Annotated in this window: 10 protein-coding genes; 3 read left to right on the forward strand and 7 right to left on the reverse strand. The window is 39.6% G+C overall.

The genetic code is table 11. The annotated features are described in order from the left end of the window. Positions 1–342: 342 nt before the first annotated feature. The 3 genes from H9565_RS15775 to H9565_RS15785 form a co-directional block, all read right to left on the reverse strand. Positions 343–1,851, reverse strand: coding sequence for a RagB/SusD family nutrient uptake outer membrane protein (locus tag H9565_RS15775; RefSeq protein ID WP_215441078.1), 1,509 nt, complete (start codon positions 1,849–1,851; stop codon positions 343–345). Positions 1,852–1,871: 20 nt separating this feature from the next. After that, complete coding sequence (locus H9565_RS15780; protein ID WP_215441079.1) at positions 1,872–5,042, reverse strand: SusC/RagA family TonB-linked outer membrane protein; 3,171 nt, start codon at positions 5,040–5,042, stop codon at positions 1,872–1,874. Between the two features lie 550 nt (positions 5,043–5,592). Then, positions 5,593–8,793, reverse strand: coding sequence for a PVC-type heme-binding CxxCH protein (locus tag H9565_RS15785; RefSeq protein ID WP_215441080.1), 3,201 nt, complete (start codon positions 8,791–8,793; stop codon positions 5,593–5,595). 303 nt (positions 8,794–9,096) lie between these two features. Between H9565_RS15785 and H9565_RS15790 the strand changes: the two genes are divergently transcribed. The 3 genes from H9565_RS15790 (at position 9,097) to H9565_RS15800 (ending at position 12,175) form a co-directional block, all read left to right on the forward strand. Then, positions 9,097–9,978, forward strand: coding sequence for an AraC family transcriptional regulator (locus tag H9565_RS15790; RefSeq protein WP_215441081.1), 882 nt, complete (start codon positions 9,097–9,099; stop codon positions 9,976–9,978). Between the two features lie 209 nt (positions 9,979–10,187). Next, positions 10,188–11,033: a sugar phosphate isomerase/epimerase family protein gene (locus tag H9565_RS15795; RefSeq protein WP_215441082.1), complete on the forward strand. Its 846-nt coding sequence runs from the start codon at positions 10,188–10,190 to the stop codon at positions 11,031–11,033. Between the two features lie 20 nt (positions 11,034–11,053). Beyond that, entirely contained in the window at positions 11,054–12,175 is a 1,122-nt protein-coding gene (locus H9565_RS15800; protein WP_215441084.1) for a ThuA domain-containing protein, read from the forward strand. 252 nt (positions 12,176–12,427) lie between these two features. Here the strand turns inward: H9565_RS15800 and H9565_RS15805 are convergent, their stop codons facing one another. The 4 genes from H9565_RS15805 to H9565_RS15820 form a co-directional block, all read right to left on the reverse strand. Continuing rightward, a complete protein-coding gene (locus H9565_RS15805; RefSeq protein WP_246560709.1) occupies positions 12,428–13,282 on the reverse strand; it encodes a DMT family transporter in 855 nt (284 codons plus the stop codon). Positions 13,283–13,390: 108 nt separating this feature from the next. Further along, positions 13,391–14,857: a glutamate synthase subunit beta gene (locus H9565_RS15810; RefSeq protein WP_215441087.1), complete on the reverse strand. Its 1,467-nt coding sequence runs from the start codon at positions 14,855–14,857 to the stop codon at positions 13,391–13,393. A 9-nt stretch (positions 14,858–14,866) separates the two neighbouring features. Beyond that, positions 14,867–19,375, reverse strand: a complete 4,509-nt coding sequence (gene gltB, locus H9565_RS15815) for a glutamate synthase large subunit (protein ID WP_215441088.1) — start codon at positions 19,373–19,375, stop codon at positions 14,867–14,869. 314 nt (positions 19,376–19,689) lie between these two features. After that, positions 19,690–20,832 carry an acyl-CoA dehydrogenase gene (locus H9565_RS15820; RefSeq protein ID WP_215441090.1) on the reverse strand — a complete coding sequence of 381 codons (1,143 nt, stop codon included), beginning with the start codon at positions 20,830–20,832 and terminating at the stop codon, positions 19,690–19,692. Positions 20,833–20,934 lie beyond the last annotated feature (102 nt).

Below are 20,934 nucleotides of genomic sequence, written 5' to 3' on the forward strand. Positions count from 1 at the left end.
CTGCCAATAGGTGGGAGAGTAGGAAGCCGCCTTGCTTCGAGGTCCCGATCAGTTTTACTGGTCGGGACCTTTTTTTTGTCCCCTCCCGAACGGTGGGAGTTGGTTTAATTTGTGATTAGCGTGATTGTATATGACTATCCACTATGTACAAACCCGATGAAGCTAGTTGTATTCGATAAGGATTATCCGTCTTCAAACAATCTATAGAGTGTTTTTATTACCTTAGAGAGTGTCTTCTTCTTATGAAAGGTGCCACAAAAAATAACCCTTGGTAAAACCAAGGGCTATCTTCACTATCAACTAACTATCAAAAAAAAGAAATTCTTAAAAGTATCTTATGTATTAGTAACCTGTGTTTTGCGATAGGTTAGGGTTGTTTTGCATTTCTGATGTTGGAATTGGAAACAGGAGTTCTCTTTCTGTTAATGCTTTATTGGGGAGGTAGGAAAAGTTGTGCCCTACAAAATCTTCTAGTTGATTGGTTTCTGGGTTATAAGCTTTTCTCCATCTAGCCATGTCAAACCAAGTTTTGTTCTCAAAGCTTAGTTCATGAATTCTTTCTATTCGTACTGCATTTCTAAATGCTTCTTGTGATAAACCGGATAAATCTGCAATTTCAGCACGTTGTCTAATTTCATTAATGGCTGCATACGCATCCGCGGAGGGTGTTCCTTCTGCTTCATTAGCAGCTTCGGCATACATTAATAACACATCGGAATAACGATAGATGCACCAATTTAAATCGGATTGTGCACTTTCTTCATTGGCCTGAACATCAAAATGCTTAAATATATACGGAGCGCCCAGATTAACACTGTCACTTCTATCCGCTTCCAAAGAGTAGCTTGTAAAATAGAATTGCTTTTCTTCAGCACGTTTATCCCCCGCTTCATAGGAATTTGCAAATTCATTGGTTGAAAATATACCTCCAGTCTGTGCTGAGTAGGCTGAGATTCCTAAATTGTACGGTAGAATTGCCGGTTGCCAGTTTGCCGATTGTATGTTGGCGGCAAATTGCGTCATAAAGATGTACTCCCCTGTATTTTTAGTAGCGGGGTTATGTAAATCATCATATGAATCGAATATAGTATACTGGCCAGAGTCTATTACTTCTTTGGCTTTATTGGCGGCTAGTTGAAAATTTTCCGTTTTTTGAAGAGGGTATCCGCCCATAGTCAAATAAACATCTGCCAACAATGTTTTAATCGCTCCTAATGTTACTCTACCTGATTCATCTCTCCACGGTAGGGAGGAATTTTCGGCTTCAGTTAAATCTGATACAATAAGGTTGTAAACCGCTTCTGGTGAAGCTTGCTCTGGGTATAGTTGTTCTGAAGTTAAGTCTACGGATTCTGTAATAATTGGAATGTTACCGAACATTCTTACTAGTCCAAAATAATAATAAGCCCTAAAAAACTTAGCTTCCGCCAAATAGTTCTGTTTAGCGGTCTCATCCATGTTTATTTCCGGAATTTTTTCAATGGCTAAATTTGCTCTTGATATACCTGTATAGTATTCATTCCAAAAGCTACTTCCGTATCCGTTGTCCGAATTATTAATCAAATCTTTGACTAAATAAATGTTGGTGGCTTGTCCTAAAGAAGTATTTGCTAAACCAGTTGCAAATTCTAGCATGAGCCAAGTTCCTCCTCCGAACCCACTGTTTGTAATAGGAACTAGAGGTTCATATATACCATTTACTGCACTTTCGGCATGTTCTGCTTTGGTGAAATAGGTATCAGTAGTAAAATTGGACTCGTCTTCTTCATCTAAAAAGTCACTACATGAAGTTGTAAGCGATATAGCGGTCAGGGCCACTATAGTTCTTATGATGTTTTTATAGGTTTTCATTTTTTTATCGTTTTATATTATTATAATCCAACATTAAGCCCAATCATAAATGTGCGGGGTCTTGGGTAATCATATAAGGAGTAACCTTGATCGAACGTGCCTCCTCCATTGGAGCTTTCTGGATCGTACCCGGGAAATTTTGTGGATACAAAGAAGTTCTGAACAGACGTATAGAGTCTTAGGCGGTTTAAATGTAAGCGCTTTGTAAGTTCAGGATTAAAGACATAGGAAAGCATTAAGTTTCTTCCTCTTAAGAAAGAGGCATCCTTTAATTTTCCAGAATCATTATTGGTGTCATATCCAGCGGCTATAGGTCTAATTTGAGCTATATCTGTATCTTGATTGTCAGGTGTCCAAGCATTCAATACAGTAGAAAAGCTGTTGGCAATGGTCTGACGGTCTTCGGCCGAATGCTCATCACGGTACATGAGACTGTTACCATATTGAAATTGAAGATCAACCAATAGCTCAAGATTGCCGTATCTAAATGTGTTGGAGAAAGTTCCAAAACCATCTGGAATTCCTTTTCCTATGATAGCTCTATCATCACTATTTATGGCTCCATCATCGTTTAGGTCTTTGTATTTAATGTCGCCGGGAAGTCTGTCATAAATGGCTGCTTCGGCGGCCTCATCTGTATTCCATGTACCTTCATCAATATAACCAAAGAAAGTTCCTACCGGTTCTCCTTCTCGTATTAGCGTGGACCCAAGGAAAATATCAGAACCTCCCGTTAATGCTACAACCTTGTTCTTATTTATGGAAATATTAAAATTTGAATCCCATCCAAATACCTCGTTATCAATGTTGGTAGTATTTAAGGTAAACTCAACCCCTTTATTTTCCATACTGCCCACATTTTGGAAAACGCTTGTAAAACCACTGGTAGAAGGAACAGGAGCATCCAAGAGCATGTCTGTAGTTAATTTACGGTATACATCAAGTTCTATTGCTATGCGGTTGTTTAGCAGGCCAAGCTCAATTCCTGCATCTACCTGCTCTGTTTTTTCCCATTTTAAATCTGGATTGGCCATTCGTTCCGGTATATTAAAGGAAGCGCGGTCTCCTGCAAAGATTACGGACCCACTTTCAAGACCTGCTAAAGCTCTATAAGCTTTAATTTCTGAGTTTCCTGTGGCTCCATAGCTAGCCCTTATTTTTAGGTTGGAAATGGTTTCGCTTTGGGACAGAAAATCTTCGTTGGATACTCTCCATGCCAAAGCCGCCGAAGGGAAGAATGCAAATTGATTTTCTGGACCAAATTTGGAAGACCCATCCGCTCTTCCTGTTAAGGTCAGCAAATATTTGTTTTGATGGTTGTAGTTTACACGGCCAAAATATGAGTTAAGTCCGTATGCTATTTTACTTGACGTTGGTGTTTGCGGATTGGACCCAGCTCCAAGATTGTTGAAACCGTAAAAATCATCTGCAAAACCCCTAGTCTCCGCTTTGGACTCAAATTCATCTATGTGCTGCCAAGAAAGTCCCAGCATGGCTGTTAACGAATTTTCGTTTTCAAAATCTTTGTTATAGGTCAAATAGTTTTCAAATTGCCAAGAGTTATATCTTCCGTTTGAAACATAGGCCGCTCCATCAGGTCTGGCAATATATCTTAAGTCACGACCTCCGTAGTAGTCATTCCTTTGATTTATGACGTTTGCCCCAACTGTAGTTCTCAATTGCAAATTTTTATTGAAGGCAATGTTGCTATAGAAATTACCTAAAACCGTTTGAGTCTTGAGGAAGTACCTTCTGTCATTGGCCACAGCAACAGGACTTCCGCCACCTTCCATGCCGGGATAATCTATGTTAGAGCCCCATGTGCCATCTTCATAAGTGACCGGTATAATAGGAAGCGCTTCAAAAACTTGACGCATTGTGGTGATACCGCCACCACCTAATTGGTCTACTTGTTTTTCATTTTGGTCATTATAACCTAAGCTACCACCAACTCTTAACCAATCCGTGATATCGGAATCCATTGTGAATCTAGCCGAATAACGCTTTAACCATGATTCTATAATAAGTCCTTGTTCATCGCGAAAGCCCATAAAAAGTCCGTAGTTGCCCTTTTGGGTTCCTCCGGTAAAAGAAAGTTGATGGTTTTGTGTAAACGAAGTTCTAATAGCTTCATCCTGCCAATCCGTATCGTATAGAGGGTTTCCTTCAGAATCAAACAACCTTGGGTCGGTTCTTTTGAGTCTAGGGTCTGTATACCTACCTCCTGCCCAACCTTCAGGGTCAAACTTTTCTGCATTGGCGTACGCCGTTTCTTCTACTTGAAGAAATTCTTCGGAGTTTAATAAATTAAGCTTTTTGGGGAGTGTTCCTATGCTAAAATCTACATCATAATTAAGGCGGCCACCACCACTTGTTGTGCCTCTTTTTGTAGTAACCAGAATTACGCCGTTTGCACCTCTAGCCCCATAAATAGCTGTTGCCGACGCATCTTTAAGTACTTCAATAGATTCAATATCGTTAGGGTTCATGTAATCTATGGGCGTGCTTCCGTTGGGTAGACTAGCGGCGCTAAGGATTACGCCGTCAATAACATAAAGTGGTGTGTTGGCAATACTTACCGATGTATTTCCACGAATTCTAACAACAGTTCTACCTCCGGGCCTACCTGATCCTGAAGTAATGTTAACCCCGGAAACCTTACCGGCAATGGCTTGGTTCATAGACGCGGCTGGTCTTTCGGCTAGTTCCTCCGCTTTTACGGAGCCCACGGCACCAGTTAAATCACTCTTCTTTTGGGTGCCATAGCCAACCAGTACTACTTCGTCTAAAGCAGATGCATTTTCCTCAAGGCCGATTGTAATATTGTTTTGGTCATTAATGGGTACTTCTCTCGTAGCATATCCTATATAAGAGATAACCAGTACGGCATCTTGATTGCTAACTTCAATGGAGAAATTTCCATCAAAGTCTGTGGTTACGCCATTTGTTGTGCCTTTTTCAATAATACTTGCACCAGGTAAAGGTTGGTTGCCTTGGTCGTTAACGGTACCCGTAATTACGTTGTCCTGATCATTCCTGATGAGTAGCCGAACGGTGTCATTTCTTTCTGTAAACCTATCAATTGAATCGATAGATAAACTAGCCCCAAAGGAAGATTGGAGACATACAATTTGAATACCTAATAAGATGCAAAACTGTTTGATCTTAAAAGATGATAACATTGAAGTCATAGTCTAAAAGTTTAAGTTGATGAATTAGTTAGGGGGATTTCCTTCAAATGTAATTGTATGTAGTGTGCGAGTACACCTGTAATTTTACTAATAATGGTATTTTTTTGTCATTTTTTGATTATTTGATATTATTGGCTTTATTGTTTTTTTAATATCGCATTTTTAGTCGCTATAATTTTTGATACAAAAAAATGAGGAGGAGGAAAACCTTTATTTTGGTTGCGGATTGTTTTTTGAAGTTTAGAAAGTGGTATTAAAAAACAGAGTTGGGAAGACTTTTTAAGAAATTATCAATGCTTGCTATTTTTGTTGAATGGTATGGGTTGAGGATTTTGTTTTTTTGCTAAAGGGTTAAATGGAAGGTTGAGAGGCTTAGAAGAGTGGTATTTTTTTGTTTTAACAAAAGATAAAATAGTATCAGTTTTGTAATTGAAGAGAACGGCTGCTCATTCTGTAAAACAGTATCAAAATTTTCTAACGTGAAGAAAAAACAAAGGAGATACTCATAAGAATGTCCCCTTTGCAAAGGGTAGAATGGTATACGTTTAAATTATTTCATTGGGTGCTCCTGAAGTAATTCTTCGGGAGAATAGAACCCTTCTTTATCTTTAATCTGTTCCTGAACTTCTTTCACTTTTTCAGGTGAAATGGCTGAAGCTTTGTTGCCAAATGTATTTCTAACATAGGTAAGTACGGCGGCAGTCTCTTCTTCATTCAATAATTTGCCAAATGGGGTCATGGGTACTTGACCAGGGTATTTCTTGCCTTTTACCTCTATAGGGCCCATAATTCCGTTTGTGGTGAGTTTAATCAGTCTTTCCTCACTGCCGGTTACCCATTTTGAACCTGCTAGAGGAGGGAACCCTGAAGCGCTAAGGCCTTCACCATCCGATTGGTGACAGGTAGCACAATAGCCATCCCTTTCATAAATTTCTTGTCCAGCCATTAACAGTTCTAAATCTTTTCCTTTTAAATCTGTTTCTATTACTTCTTTAGCTTCTTCTCCAGCTCTATGTCCGTTCAAATGTGCAAGGGCAGATTCATAAGGTTTTTTCATCCATTTGTCCAATCCTTTTTTTCCGGCTTCGGTAATAATAGGAATGCCAATATCTTTACCTAGTCTAGATGCGGCAACCAATGCTTCAAGGCGTACTCTAGGATTGTCATCTTTTGCGGCCTGCATCAACAATTCTGCTTGATCATTAATTTGGTGTCCGCTATATCTCAATACTTCAACTGCAGCTGCACGTGCCCTAAAATCTTTAGCTCCCAATAATTGGGTCAATAAATCATGGTCAATATTGTTAAGTCCCCAACTAACCCAAAGAGCCTCTAAAAGGTTATGTTCGTAATTTTCATCTTTTTTATCAAGGTTGGAAACCCAGGTATCCAATTTGGCCAAAACCTCATCGGCGTTACGAGCACGTAATTCTCTTTTGGTTCTGTAACGCGTTCTGTATTCCGGTAATTTTAAGTTCTCCAACAATTCGTCTATTGTTGCACCTGCAACCTTAGCTGGTTTTACCAATGGTCTAGATGGATAGGTAACCCTATAAATTCTACCATGTACGTGATCTCTTAGTGGGTCGCGTGCATTGTGTTGCATATGACCTATGAGTACGTTGCTCCAATCCAAAAAGTAAAGTGAACCGTCTGGGGCGAACTCCATATCTACGGGGCGGAAATTTTTATCATCGGAAAAAATAAGGTCTTGTCTATGTTTGCTGATATAGCCCGCAGTTTTGGGGTCATCTACCATTTTGTGTTGTTTGGTTCCCCTAAATCCAATCGTATTATTAATCAACATATCTCCTTGTACATTATCCGGGAAATGACGACTAGAAACAAATTCTAGGCCGGAAGTAGGACGCACTAAATGGTCTTTCTCAATAAGGTTTTCTGGGATAGGAGAGCTTACCCCGTAACGCGGAACAATAGTTCCCGGCATCATCCAAGTGGCAGCTGGGCCAGAGGTATGTTCAAAAAATGGCTGCCCCCAATCGTCAAAAGCTATACCCCATGGATTCGGAATTGCCAATTGGGCAGTGCGTTCAAGATGATGACGTTGTGGACTATAACGGTAAAAACCTCCGTTAGATCCTCTAACACTTCCATAGGCCGTTTCTACATTGGAATGAAGAAAAGTACCTTCGCCCATATAAATAGCACCGGATGGATCGGTAGTAAAGGCGCTAATAGCGTGGTGTGTATCATGATCGTCAAACCCACTTAGAATAATTTCTTTTTTATCGGCTTTATCATCTCCATCGGTATCCTTTAATAAAATTAGGTTGGTTCCTTGGGACATGTACACGCCTTCCGGAGCAAATTCAAAACCAATGGTAAGGTGTAGACCGTCTGCAAAAACAGTTTGCTTATCCGCCTTGTTATCGCCATCCGTGTCTTCAAAAATGAGAAGTTTATCATTTGGTTTACTGTCTCCAGCTTTGTAATGAGGGTAACTTGGCATTACGGCCACCCATAAACGGCCCTTGTTGTCAAAAGACATTTGAACAGGATTGGCCAAATCAGGAAACTGTTCTTCGGAGGCAAAAAGTTCTACTTTGTAGCCTGGAGCGGTTTTAATTTGAGCTAGAGCTTCTTGGCCATAGAGGTATTTAGGAGTCCCATTTTTTTCACTTTCTTTATAGTTGGTCTCTACCTTAGGCAATTTTTTTGTTTTTGCATCGGCAGTGGCCAAGTCCATTTTTTTACCGTTAACGGCCATCCAGATGGCAGTATCGCGTATAGCCGTCATTTCCCGAATTTTGGCAATCTCAAAAGGGTAGTTGTCCGGTCCAAAAGGGTCGTACCGTCTTCCGTAAACATGAACGCTATTGGGTATTTTAAAATCGTTGAGCCAAAACCAGTTCTTTTCCATAACGGCCTCATGAACAAGTTGGCTGTTGGTTTCAGTAGTTTGCTTTTCTCCAAATACGGAGTTGGCCAATAATTTGGCGAATTTTTTATAGCCGGAATCCGTAAGCTGAAACCCATCTTGGGTAAGGTCTTCATCTTCGGTTTCGTACCATTTTTTTGTAGCATCGAACGCGTCAACAAAAAGTACACGTTCTTCATTGGCCACCTCTTTCATAGCTTTGGTGTAAAGTGCCAAATTTTTGTTTTCCTGTATACCATCGGGTAAATCCAATTTGGCCGAAAGATTTTCAAAAGCAATAGGCGAAACAATGGCGAGCTGTGGAGGAGCAATGCCGTTATATTTGGTGGCCAAAGTATGTTTTATGAAAGCACGCAGTTCTTCCCTATAATTTTCAAGACCTTCTTGACCCTCAAAAGATTCTATATAACCAAAAAATGCAAGTATGATATCCGGTTTTAAGCTGGTAATCCATTCATCGGGAGTAGGAAAGTGACCTACACTTCCGGATTGGTGTCCGCCATCATCCTCAACAAAGTGTATTCTGCTTCCTGGGTCATGTTCAAACTTGTCGGCTCCAGGAAAGGCCCAGGGAGATTTTCTAGCGGCGTGTGGTCTAAAGGCAGGAGTGTTTCCTCCATCGCACATATTTCTAATATATAAGGAATCGGTGGGATACCTTAGTTGCATTTCGGTCTCAAAATGCCCAAACTCCATCATTCTTGATCCTAAATTGTTTCCTACTAAAACAATGCGAGAGTTTTTATCTACGGTTAAGGTGTTGTTTTCTTTTTCGCTACATGCCAAAAATGAAAGTGCTACGACAAAGGTCATGATGAGCTTTGCTTTGTCGATCGTTTTAATAATTTTCATAATAGGTAGAATAATTTTGTTTTGAGTTAAGATGACGATGGTTTGGTCTTGGTTGAGTATTTATATCGCTCTTACAAGCTAAATAGGCTTAAAATTATTAATGTACTTTTTACACTTGTTAATATCGGAATTTGCATCCACATTAGCTTAACTATTTTTAAAAATTTGCCGATAAAATTAGATTGTTGTTGAGATTGTAGACAAAGCTATGATAGATTTTGATTTAAATTATCCTGTATCTTATTAAAAGTTGATACTTTTTTATCATATATTGGGGTCTAAACGTATTTATAGAGAAAATTTATGAGTGCTCCAAGTATAGAAAAGACGTTGACGCCAAAGGAAACTTTTATCTATAAAGACCTTATTGGTCCTTATTTTAATCCCAATTGGCATTTTCATCCTGAGTTTCAGATTTCATATATCGTAGAAGGCGAAGGAACGCGATTTATAGGTGATCATGTACAGAATTTCAAAGAAGGCGACCTTGTAATGACGGGGCCCAACCTTCCTCATTTATGGAGAAGTGACGATGTCTATTTTCAAAAGGACAGTAAACTTTCTACTAGAGGCTTGGTTATTTATTTTGATCATGTGCTCTTAAACGAACCACTTCTTGAGATGGAAGAGTTTTACAAGATAAATAAGCTTGTAGAACATTCTTTAAGGGGTATAGAATTTTATGGAGAAACAAGGGAAGCCATTATAGCACTTATTTTAGAGTTGGATAACCAACAGGGTTTCAAGAGAATTTTACATCTGTTGAAAATATTAGACACCTTATCCAATAGTAATGAGTATACGATGTTGGCCAGTCCTAACTATATGAATGCCTTTAAAGGTGGAGATGCGGAAAAAATGCGCAAAGTGTATGATTATGTGATGTCTAATTTTAAGACCAATATATCTCTGGACGAGGCCGCAGGTCTTTTAAGCATGACCACAACTTCATTTTGTAGGTATTTTAAGCCTAGGGCCAATAAGACCTTTACACGTTTTGTTAACGAGATACGAATTGGTCATGCCCGAAAATTGCTTTTAGAGGATAATTTTAATATTTCTCAAATTAGTTATGAATGCGGCTATAATGCACTATCAAATTTTAATAGGCAATTTAAGTCTATTACGGACATGAGTCCCCTTGAGTATAGGAAGCTATTTTTAAAGATTCAAAAATCAGTTTAATTATGTATGACTGTGTGCTATCCTCCATGGTAAATGGCAAAAAAGTATCAATCTTTAAGAAAATAAAGGAATTTTAAAGTTTCATTTAGCGCTAGTTTTGTTCACTATATGGAATTCATAAGTCCCCCGGCGCGATTTTTAGAAGGAAATCAGAACCGAATTTCATGTTTTATTTATTTCACAACAAATTTTAAAGAAACCATTACACAATGAAAATAGGGATGAATATGTTGCTTTGGACTAATCATGTCACTGAGCAGCATTTTGGTATTGTAGATACTCTAAAGGATACCGGATATGACGGTATTGAGCTTTTTTTTGGAGAGGGAACCGAAAAATATTATTCACAGCTGGGCAACCATTTTTCCGGAATGGATATGGGAGTTACCGGTGTAGCCTCTTTATCTGCTGAGCAAAATATTGCAAGTCCCGATAAAAAAGTAAGAGAAGCGGGTCTGGAACGTTTAAAGTGGTCAATTGATATGGGTGCGGCTGCCAATGCCCAAGTTTTATGCGGACCTTTTCATTCCACTTTTGCCTTATTTACTCGCAAACCACCCACTCAGGAAGAAAAGAAGTGGAGCAATGAAATGCTGTTAAAGGCGGCAGAATATGCCAAAGGGGCAAATATTATTCTAACGCCTGAAGCCGTAAATAGATTTGAATGTTACCTATATAATACCATGGCCGATTTAGGTGATATGGTAAAGGAGGTAAATCATCCAAATTTGGGAGCCATGTTCGATACGCACCATGCCAATATAGAAGAGAAAAGTCAATCTGGTGCTATTAAAACTATAGCGCCCTATCTAAAGCATGTGCACATTAGTGAAAATGATAGAGGAACACCAGGTAGGGGACAAGTGAACTGGCCAGACGTTTTTTCAGGGCTAAAGGAAATAGACTATAAAGGTTGGGTAACCATTGAAGCCTTTAGTACAACTATACCGGAATTTGCCAATGCTATTAATGTATGGAGAAACTATTCGCCGGTTGAGGAGGTGTATACTGAAGGATTTAAACTCATCTCAGAAGGATTGGGAATCAAAAAATAAAATATTTAAACTAGAATAGAATGAAAAATATACTGCCAATTGTTATTTGTCTATTTTTATTTGCATGCAAAGAGCAAAAGAAAACCGTTGATACAGAACCCGAAATGGCTCAAGAAATAGATGCTCCAAAAAAATGGTTGACCTATGAGGGAGCCAATGACAATGCGAAGCATATCGTTATGATTTCGGGAGACGAGGAGTACCGTTCCGAAGAAGCGTTACCCCAATTGGCAAAAATTTTATCTAAACATCATGGGTTTAAATGTACCGTTCTATTTGCGCAGGAAGAAGATAAGCCAGGTATTATAAATGCGAATTACGTTAAAAATATACCGGGATTAGAGGCATTGACTTCGGCGGATATGATGGTGATCTTTACCCGATTTAGAGCACTGCCCGATAATCAAATGAAATATATAGACGATTATTTAAAATCTGGAAAACCGGTTATGGGGTTAAGAACTGCGACTCATGGTTTTAATTTTCCTGAAGATTCCAATTCTCCATATGCGCACTATAGTTTCAATTACAAAGGAGACAAGACGGAATGGGACGGCGGTTTTGGTCGCTTGGTTCTTGGCGAAACCTGGATCAATCATCATGGGCACCATAAACACCAAAGCACAAAGGGAATGGTGGCTATTGGCGCTGGTACAACTGGCATAACCAACGGGATTTCTGATGGAGACGTATGGGGTGCTAGTGATGTGTACGGGGTTAGACTTCCCCTTCCTGGAGACTCGCAGCCTATAATCTTAGGGCAGGTTATGAATAGAAAAGGAGAGTATGATGAAAACGACGTGTTTTACGGAATGAGACCCTCGGATGATGAAATTGCAACTACCAACAAAGATGGAAAAAGCCTAGGTGAAGAGTTGATGCCCGTTACATGGATTAAGAGCTACCAATTACCTGATGGTAAAAAAGGAAAAGCGTTTACGTCTACAGTTGGTGCCGCAAATGACCTATTGGTAGAAGGTACCAGAAGATTACTGGTAAATGGCATATTTTGGGGACTTGATTTGCCCATTCCAGAAAGGGCAGATGTTACCTTGGTTGGTGATTACAAGCCCACCAAATTTGAGTTCCGTAAGGATGATTATTGGCCTTCAAAACAGGTGAGTATTGAGAGTTTTGAATAAGCCGAAAATATATTGCAAAATATAAAGGTTAGTTAGCGCATAAAAGAAAGCCACGCCAAGCAGTGATTTCTTTTGTGCGCTTTCTTGTCTTAGAAAGGCGTAAGTCCGTTTCATTTGAGTTTTTACAGTGTTGATTGGTCCTCTTTAACTAATATTTAGGTATACTTCTAAAAAGGATTAGTGATTGAGTTATCTTTATGCCAAATTTAAAATAGGGCATTATACTTACTTAATTTATAAATAGATTAAGTGTTACATCGTATATCTTTTGTCTCGGGCTTTGTAGGCAACGTTCATTACCAAACCGGCTATGATTAAAACAATACCCACTAAACTCCATAGCGTATAAACTTCGCCTAGCCACATAAAGCCAATTAGTCCAGTAAAGAGTACTTCAAGATATTTAAAGGGAGCAACTAGATTGTTGGAGGCTATTTGGAATGCTTTGGTCATGTAGAGTTGCCCTATAAATCCGAAAAAACCTAATGTTGAAAAGAAGAGCCAATCTATTCCTATGGGGTTCTGCCAGTAGGGTATGGCAAATATTCCGCCAAAAAAAGTTGCAGTAAGCATAAAGTAATTTACAATTACAATAGGGTGGTCGCTTTGTCCAATTTTACTGATGATAATATAAACTAGTCCGCTTAATACCGCCGCTCCAAAGATTAGAATAAGGCCTGTGTTATCTAGGTTAGAGTCCAGTCCTTTTAGAATTAGAACGCCAATAAACGAAACGATAAAAAACAGCCATTGCACTGGTTTTATTTTTTCCTTCAATAAAAATATCGCAAATATGGCGGAGAAAATAGGTGCTAGATAGCGAAGTGAAACCGCCGTTCCTGCCGTGAGATATTTCAATGACATAAAGAAAAGGGTCATAGAACTTGTACCAACAATTGCGCGTAACACCAGAAGCTTTTTATTATTTCCCAATACAGGAACTTTCAAGCGTTTTAGGATGATCATTGTGAGTAGGAACGAGCCAAACCCCCTAAAAAATACAATTTGATAGACGTTATAGTGCTGTAGTTGTTTTACGGCGACATTCATTAGGGTAAATGCCAAAGCACTAAGAATCATGTAAAAGAGAACTTTTTTAATGTTCATAACGGAAACCTAAAAGGCCTTTTACTACGTGATGTAGTGGATAAAAAAATCCAACCCAATTAATTGGGTTGGATCGTATAAATTCTAGTTATATAAAACTAACCCTGGTTACACCCTTGGCAAATCTCCTTCACCTTTTAACGGTAAGGCAGATTCTCCCATAAGATAGGTGTCTACATGATAGGCAGCTTGGCGGCCTTCAGAAATGGCCCAAACAATTAAGGATTGACCTCGTCTTTGGTCACCAGCAGCAAAGATGCCGGGAACGTTGGTCTTATAGTTGCTTTCGCTAGCCTTAATATTGGTTCTTCTGTCGGCTTCGATACCCAATTGCTCGGCAATGGTCATTTCCGATCCGGTAAAACCTAATGCTAATAGGGCCAATTCGCACTTCCACTCTTTTTCGGTGCCTTCCACTTCTTTTAAGACCATAGCCTTTCCTGGTTCTCTAATCCACTCTACCTGAGTAGTGATAAGTCCAGTTAGGTTACCTTTATCGTCTCCAATGAATTTTTTAGTAGATATGCTAAAGAAACGTTCCGCTCCTTCTTTGTGGGACGTACTTGTTTTTAGGCGCATTGGCCAAAAAGGCCAAGGTTGTCCTTCCGGTCTTTCGGTTGTGGACATTGGCATGATTTCAAAATTTGAAACAGAAGTTGCCCCATGTCTTATAGATGTACCTATACAGTCAGACCCAGTATCACCACCACCAATAACGATAACGTCTTTGCCCGTGGCCATGATTTCGTTTTCAAATTCTTTAACGCCATCTACTCTTCTATTGTTCTGCGGTAAGAAATCCATCGCCTGAACTACACCTTTTAAATCGGCTCCTTCTATTGGCAGGTTTCTGCGAACAGTTGCACCACCACAAAGTACTACGGCATCAAAATCATTTTGAAGGTCTTTACCTGAAATATCCTTGCCAACGTGAACACCACACTTAAACTCAATGCCTTCTTCTTCTAAAACCTCTAGCCTGCGATCAATGATATGCTTTTCCATCTTAAAATCTGGAATACCATAACGTAATAGTCCGCCTGGTTTCTCATCTCTTTCAAAAACGGTAACGGTGTGTCCTGCACGGTTTAGTTGTTGTGCAGCAGCAAGCCCGGCAGGTCCAGAACCTACAATAGCTATCTTTTTACCAGTTCTTGTTGTTGGAGGTTTTGCAACTATCCATCCTTTTTTAAAGGCGGTTTCAACAATATTTTTTTCTATATTTTCTATAGTTACCGGGTCTTCGTTGATGCCTAAAACACATGCTTCTTCGCATGGGGCCGGGCAAAGTCTTCCGGTAAATTCCGGAAAGTTATTGGTGGCGTGTAGAATGGTTGCAGCCTTTTCCCATTTGCCACGATAAACGGCATCGTTAAAATCGGGAATAAGGTTGCCTAACGGGCAACCACTGTGGCAAAAAGGAATGCCACAATCCATACATCTTGCACCTTGTTCCTTAAGCTCCGGCTCATTTAAGGCAACGGTAAACTCATTATAATTCTTAACGCGGTCTTTAACAGGCGCGTATGATTCTACTTTTCTATCGAATTCCAAAAATCCTGTAATCTTTCCCATGTCTCGACTTTAAATAGTTTCTAATTTTTCTCTTTCCATACGTAATAATGCCTGTTTGTATTCTTCAGGTAAGACCTTGATGAATTTAGGTAGACAATCTTCCCATTTCTCTAAAATTCTTTGTGCCAATGGGCTCAAGGTAGAGTTGTAGTGACTTTCTATTAAATCCTTCAATTGTTTAACGTCGTTATCTTCGGTAACCTCTAACAAATTAAGGTCTTCATTGTTACATTTTTTTCTGAAAGTTCCTTTCTGATCATATATGTAGGCGATACCACCACTCATACCAGCTCCAAAGTTTCTTCCTACTTCACCAAGTATTACGGCCACACCTCCGGTCATATACTCACAACCGTGATCGCCAATACCTTCTACTACCGCTTTTGCTCCCGAGTTACGAACGCAGAAACGTTCTCCTGCTTTTCCGTTGATGTAAGCACGTCCCGCGGTTGCTCCGTAAAGCGTAACGTTACCCGTAATTACATTGTCTTCTGGCACAATGGTAGATTTCTCTGGAACTTTAATGACCAATTTGGCTCCTGATAGTCCTTTTCCAAGGTAATCATTGGTGTTTCCGTTTACTGTCATGGTAAGACCTCTGGTGGCAAATGCACCAAAACTTTGTCCCGCAGAACCAGTAAAGTTCAGTTTTAAAGTATTTATAGGAAGGCCTTGTGCCCCGTATACTTTAGAGATTTCATTACTGATGATTGCTCCAACGGCACGATCCGTATTTTTAATAGGGAAATCTAACGTTAGCTTTTCCTTTCTAAATAAAGATGGATTTGCTTTTGCTATAATATCAAACTCAATTGAGTTGTCAATGTCGTGCGTTTGTTTCTGGGTGTTGTAAAATTTGGTTCCTGCCGGTACATCAACCTCGTATAAAATAGGGGTTAAATCAATACCTGCCGATTTGTAATGATCAATAGCTTTCTTACGGTCTAGTTTTTGAACCTGACCTACCATTTCGTTTATAGTTCTGAAACCTAGTTGGGCCATGATTTCACGTAATTCCTGAGCTACAAAATACATGTAGTTTACAACGTGTTCCGGTTTCCCTGCAAATTTCTTACGTAATTCAGGGTTTTGGGTTGCAATACCTACTGGGCATGTATTTAGATGGCAAACACGCATCATAATACAACCTGAAGCAACAAGCGGAGCGGTCGCAAAACCAAACTCTTCTGCTCCAAGGAGACAAGCAACAGCAACATCACGTCCTGTTTTAAGCTGACCATCACACTCAAGAACAATCCTGTTTCTTAGGTCGTTCATGACCAAGGTTTGTTGTGCTTCCGCTATACCAAGCTCCCATGGTAGACCAGCGTGTTTTAGGGAAGTCAATGGAGATGCTCCCGTACCTCCATCAAATCCGGAAATAAGAACAACATCTGCCTTGGCTTTAGAAACCCCTGCCGCAACGGTACCAACACCTACTTCGGAAACCAGCTTCACATTTATACGAGCTTCACGGTTAGCCGATTTTAAATCATAGATTAACTGCGATAAATCCTCGATCGAGTAGATATCGTGATGTGGTGGAGGTGAAATCAATCCTACGTAAGGAGTAGAGTTTCTTGTTTTGGCTATGGATGGGTTTACTTTTGGACCAGGTAGTTGGCCACCTTCACCAGGTTTGGCACCCTGTGCCATTTTAATCTGTATTTCTTGTGCATTGGTCAGGTAATCGGATGTTACTCCAAAACGTCCTGAAGCTACCTGCTTAATGGCACTGTTCTTCCAATCTCCAGTAGCATTTTTGTAGAAACGTTCTGCGTCTTCACCACCTTCACCAGAATTACTTTTACCACCAATACGGTTCATGGCTATTGCCAAGTTTTCGTGTGCTTCTTTACTAATAGAACCGTAAGACATAGCTCCGGTCTTAAAGCGCTTCACGATTTCTGTCCATGGTTCAACTTCGTCCAATGGAATAGGATCGTAATTGGAGAATTCAAATAGCCCACGAATGGTCATTAAGTTTTTAGACTGTTCATTCACCATTTCTGCGTACTCTTTGTACGTCTCATTTTCGTTACCACGTACCGCTTTCTGCAGCTTGGCAACGGTTAATGGGTTGAACATATGTTTTTCGCCATCACGTCTCCAGCGGTAATCTCCGCCCATTTCCAAATCAAGGTTAGCAGCAACTTCTTTGGTGTTGAACGCTTTTTTATGACGTTTAGCTACTTCTTTTTCTATTTGGTACAAACCTATACCTTGAATACGGGTAGGTGTGTTAGGGAAATATTTATCTACTACTTTGGTGTTTATTCCTATACACTCAAACAATTGTGAGCCTCGGTACGAGTTTAGCGTAGAGATTCCAATTTTGTTCATTACCTTAAGAATACCTTTACCAACTGCTTTGTTGTAGTTCTTAACGGCTTCTTCAAAAGTGAAATCGGTTATATCATGCTCCTCTATTTGCTCGCCAATAATTTCATTTACCAAGTATGGGTTAATTGCACTGGCTCCAAAACCGAACAATAAACAGAAATGGTGTACTTCCCTTGGTTCGGCAGATTCAATTATGATACTTAGTTTGCTTCTCTTTCCTAAACGTTGCAGGCCACTGTTTACAAATGAACAGGCCAATAATGCAGGAATAGGTGCCATAGTCTGACTTACATTCCTATCCGAAAGGATAATAATATTGGTACCCTCATCTATAGCTTTTGATGCTTGTTGCAAAATTGATTCTAAAGCATCTTCCAAACCATTATGACCTCTTTCTATTTCATAAAGGACAGGAATGGAAACAACTTTGTAATCCGGGCTGGCATCGTAATTTTTGATTTTATCCAAATCTTCTTTGGAAATAACCGGGTTCTGAATTTTTAATTTTCTACAATGTAATTCAGAGAAGTCAAATATATTATGGTCACTACCTAAGGTAAGGCTAATATCAGTAATCAATTCTTCACGAATACCATCTAACGGTGGGTTGGTTACCTGGGCGAACAGCTGCTGAAAGTAGTTGTAAATTAACTGCGGACGTTGAGATAGTACTGCAATAGGCGTATCCGAACCCATAGAACCTATCGGTTCTTTTGCCGTTTTGCCCATTGGAAGGATAATGGTATTGATATCCTCTAAGGTGTAGCCAAAAACAGATTTACGTTTTTCAAGCGAAGCTTCACCTAAAAATAGCGGACAATCATTATAAGGTATATTCTTTAAGTGAACCAAGTTGTTGTCCAACCACTCTTTATAAGGAAGTCGGCTGGCGATGTCTTCTTTAATTTCCTCATCGTTAATGATGCGGCCCTCCTCCATGTTTACCAAGAACATTTTACCTGGTTCCAGTCTTCCGTGGAATTCAACATTTTCAGGAGCAATTTGCACCACACCGGTTTCAGAAGACATGATAACGTAATCATCTTTTGTAACCGTGTATCTAGATGGGCGTAGACCGTTACGGTCAAGTACGGCACCAATATAGTTTCCGTCAGTAAAAGGTACGGATGCAGGACCGTCCCATGGTTCCATCATACAAGAATGGTACTCGTAGAAAGCTCTTTTTGCTTCGGACATGTCCGGGTTCTTTTCCCATGCTTCAGGAATAAGAATCATCATAACCTCAGGTAAAGATCTACCGGTCATTAACAAAAGTTCAACAACCATATCCATAGTTGCGGAATCTGATTTACCTGGAAGTATAGTAGGTAGGATGTTTTTTATATCCTCACCAAACCAATCGCTCTTTAAAAGTTCTTCTCGTGAACGCATTCTAGAAACGTTACCACGTAGCGTGTTTATTTCACCATTATGACACATGTAACGGAAGGGTTGTGCCAAATCCCAAGTAGGGAAGGTGTTGGTGGAAAAGCGTTGGTGAACCAGAGATAAACGGGTTACCACACGAGGATCCATCAAGTCCTTATAGTATAGGCTGATGTCCTTTGGCATCAAAAGCCCTTTAAATATGATAATTTTTGTTGAAAGGCTAGGTACGTAAAAGAACTTGCTTTCAGATAGTTTTGAGTTGATTACCGTATGCTCTGTAACTTTTCTGGCAACGAACAATTTAAGGTTAAAGTTAAAATAGTCCTGCTCATCACTTTCCTTGGCAACAAAAACTTGTTTAACAAAAGGCTCCGTTTCCATAGCAACACGGCCAGGAATAGATCGGTTAACAGGAACATCTCTCCAACCCAATAGTTTTAAGCCTTGTTTTTTTATGTTTTCCTCAAATGTGGAAATACAGAACTCACGCTGGTTCTCCTTTTGTGGCAGGAAGATATTACCTACGGCATATTCACCTGGCTCAGGAAGTTCAAAATCACAAACCGCTTTAAAGAAGTCATGAGGTATATCTATAAGTATACCGGCACCATCACCAGTTTTTCCGTCTGAGCTAACAGCACCACGGTGCTCTAACTTATCTAATATCTCCAGTGCTTTGTGGATAATATCATTGGACTTTTTTCCTTTAAGGCTACAGATAAAACCTGCGCCACAGTTGTCATGTTCAAATTCCGGTAGGTACAACCCTTGCTTCTTCAACGTCATAGATTATGGTATTTATCCAAAAATAGCATTTCTGATGAATAATTAGCAGCTATTTTTGTCTAATCAAATAAAAATTCAACGTTTCAAATAAAACGTTGAAAAATATTCATATATGGTTTTTATGTGAGCTAAATTTATCAGAATGGTAAAATTAGCACATTCAATAGACCTGTGAAAGGTTTTTAGAGGGGGTATTTGTTATATTTCTTAATTTTTGAAGTTAACCCCCTCTGTTTTGTGTGGTGTTGTGGTATTTAGGTCTATTTTTTATTGTAAATGTGATAGAATTAACGGGGTGGACAGTGTCTGGGATATTAATTTTTTAAAATACTCCTAGAGATTACTATTTTTTGAATCTCGCTAGTTCCCTCGTAAATCTGGGTTATTTTGGCATCCCTCATAAGTCTTTCTACGTGGTAGTCCTTAACAAAACCATTGCCACCGTGTATTTGTACTGCTTCAACAGTCGTGTCCATAGCTGCTTGGGATGCATAAAGTTTGGCAATGGCACTAGATAGGTCGTAATTGTTACCTTGGTCTTTGTCCCATGCCGCTTTATATACTAGGTTTCGTGCCGCTTCTATTTGCACGTGCATGTCCGCCAGTTTAAAAGCTATGGCTTGGTGATTGGAAATTTCCGTGCCAAATGCTTTTCGTTCTTTAGAATATTTGAGTGCCAGCTCATATGCCCCAGCTGCAATACCTAGTGCTTGTGCGGCAATACCTATACGGCCTCCGGATAGGGTTTTCATGGCAAATTTAAAACCAAAACCATCTTCACCTATTCTGTTCTCCTTAGGAACCTTTACGTCATTAAAGTTAAGGGAGTGTGTATCGCTACCACGTATCCCTAATTTATTTTCTTTTGGGCCGATTTCAAAACCGGACATTCCCTTTTCTACAATAAGGGCGTTAATACCTTTATGTCCTTTTTCTCTATCCGTTTGGGCTATGACCAAATAAATGTCCGCAGTACCGCCGTTGGTAATCCAGTTTTTGGTTCCGTTCAGAATATAGTGGTCACCTTTGTCTATAGCTGTAGTTTTTTGGGAAGTAGCATCACTCCCTGCTTCGGGTTCGGAAAGACAGAAAGCACCAATTACTTCTCCAGAAGCCAATCGTGTCAGATATTTTTGTTTTTGTTCTTCATTTCCAAAGGTTTCCAGGCCCCAGCAGACCAATGAATTGTTAACGGAAACCACTACAGATGCAGAAGCATCAACTTTAGATAGTTCTTCCATGGCAATAACATAAGATAGGGTGTCCATGCCGCTGCCGCTATATTTAGGGTCGGTCATCATGCCTAAAAACCCAAGTTCGCCAAGCTTCTTGATTTGTTCGGAGGGGAATTTTTGAGCTTCGTCCCTTTCGATTACTCCGGGTAGTAATTCGTTCTGAGCAAAATCGCGCGCAGCCTGTCTAATCATTAAATGTTCTTCTGATAATGAGAAATCCATAATTTATCTGTCTTTTTTTTGAGCTTCTACAAATATAAGCTTCTGAAATAAATTGTACACCTAGCAAAGTGAGCTAATTTTTTTTAAAAAATTAATGATTCA

This window comes from Zobellia russellii, assembly GCF_018728565.1.
Classification (GTDB): domain Bacteria; phylum Bacteroidota; class Bacteroidia; order Flavobacteriales; family Flavobacteriaceae; genus Zobellia; species Zobellia russellii.

Excerpts from the sequence above, each read along its gene's own strand:
- H9565_RS15775 (WP_215441078.1), bottom strand. The coding sequence starts at position 1,851 with ATGAAAACCTATAAAAACATCATAAGAACTATAGTGGCCCTGACCGCT.
- H9565_RS15780 (WP_215441079.1), bottom strand. The coding sequence starts at position 5,042 with ATGACTTCAATGTTATCATCTTTTAAGATCAAACAGTTTTGCATCTTA.
- H9565_RS15785 (WP_215441080.1), bottom strand. The coding sequence starts at position 8,793 with ATGAAAATTATTAAAACGATCGACAAAGCAAAGCTCATCATGACCTTT.
- H9565_RS15790 (WP_215441081.1), top strand. The coding sequence starts at position 9,097 with ATGAGTGCTCCAAGTATAGAAAAGACGTTGACGCCAAAGGAAACTTTT.
- H9565_RS15795 (WP_215441082.1), top strand. The coding sequence starts at position 10,188 with ATGAAAATAGGGATGAATATGTTGCTTTGGACTAATCATGTCACTGAG.
- H9565_RS15800 (WP_215441084.1), top strand. The coding sequence starts at position 11,054 with ATGAAAAATATACTGCCAATTGTTATTTGTCTATTTTTATTTGCATGC.
- H9565_RS15805 (WP_246560709.1), bottom strand. The coding sequence starts at position 13,282 with ATGAACATTAAAAAAGTTCTCTTTTACATGATTCTTAGTGCTTTGGCA.
- H9565_RS15810 (WP_215441087.1), bottom strand. The coding sequence starts at position 14,857 with ATGGGAAAGATTACAGGATTTTTGGAATTCGATAGAAAAGTAGAATCA.
- gltB (WP_215441088.1), bottom strand. The coding sequence starts at position 19,375 with ATGACGTTGAAGAAGCAAGGGTTGTACCTACCGGAATTTGAACATGAC.
- H9565_RS15820 (WP_215441090.1), bottom strand. The coding sequence starts at position 20,832 with ATGGATTTCTCATTATCAGAAGAACATTTAATGATTAGACAGGCTGCG.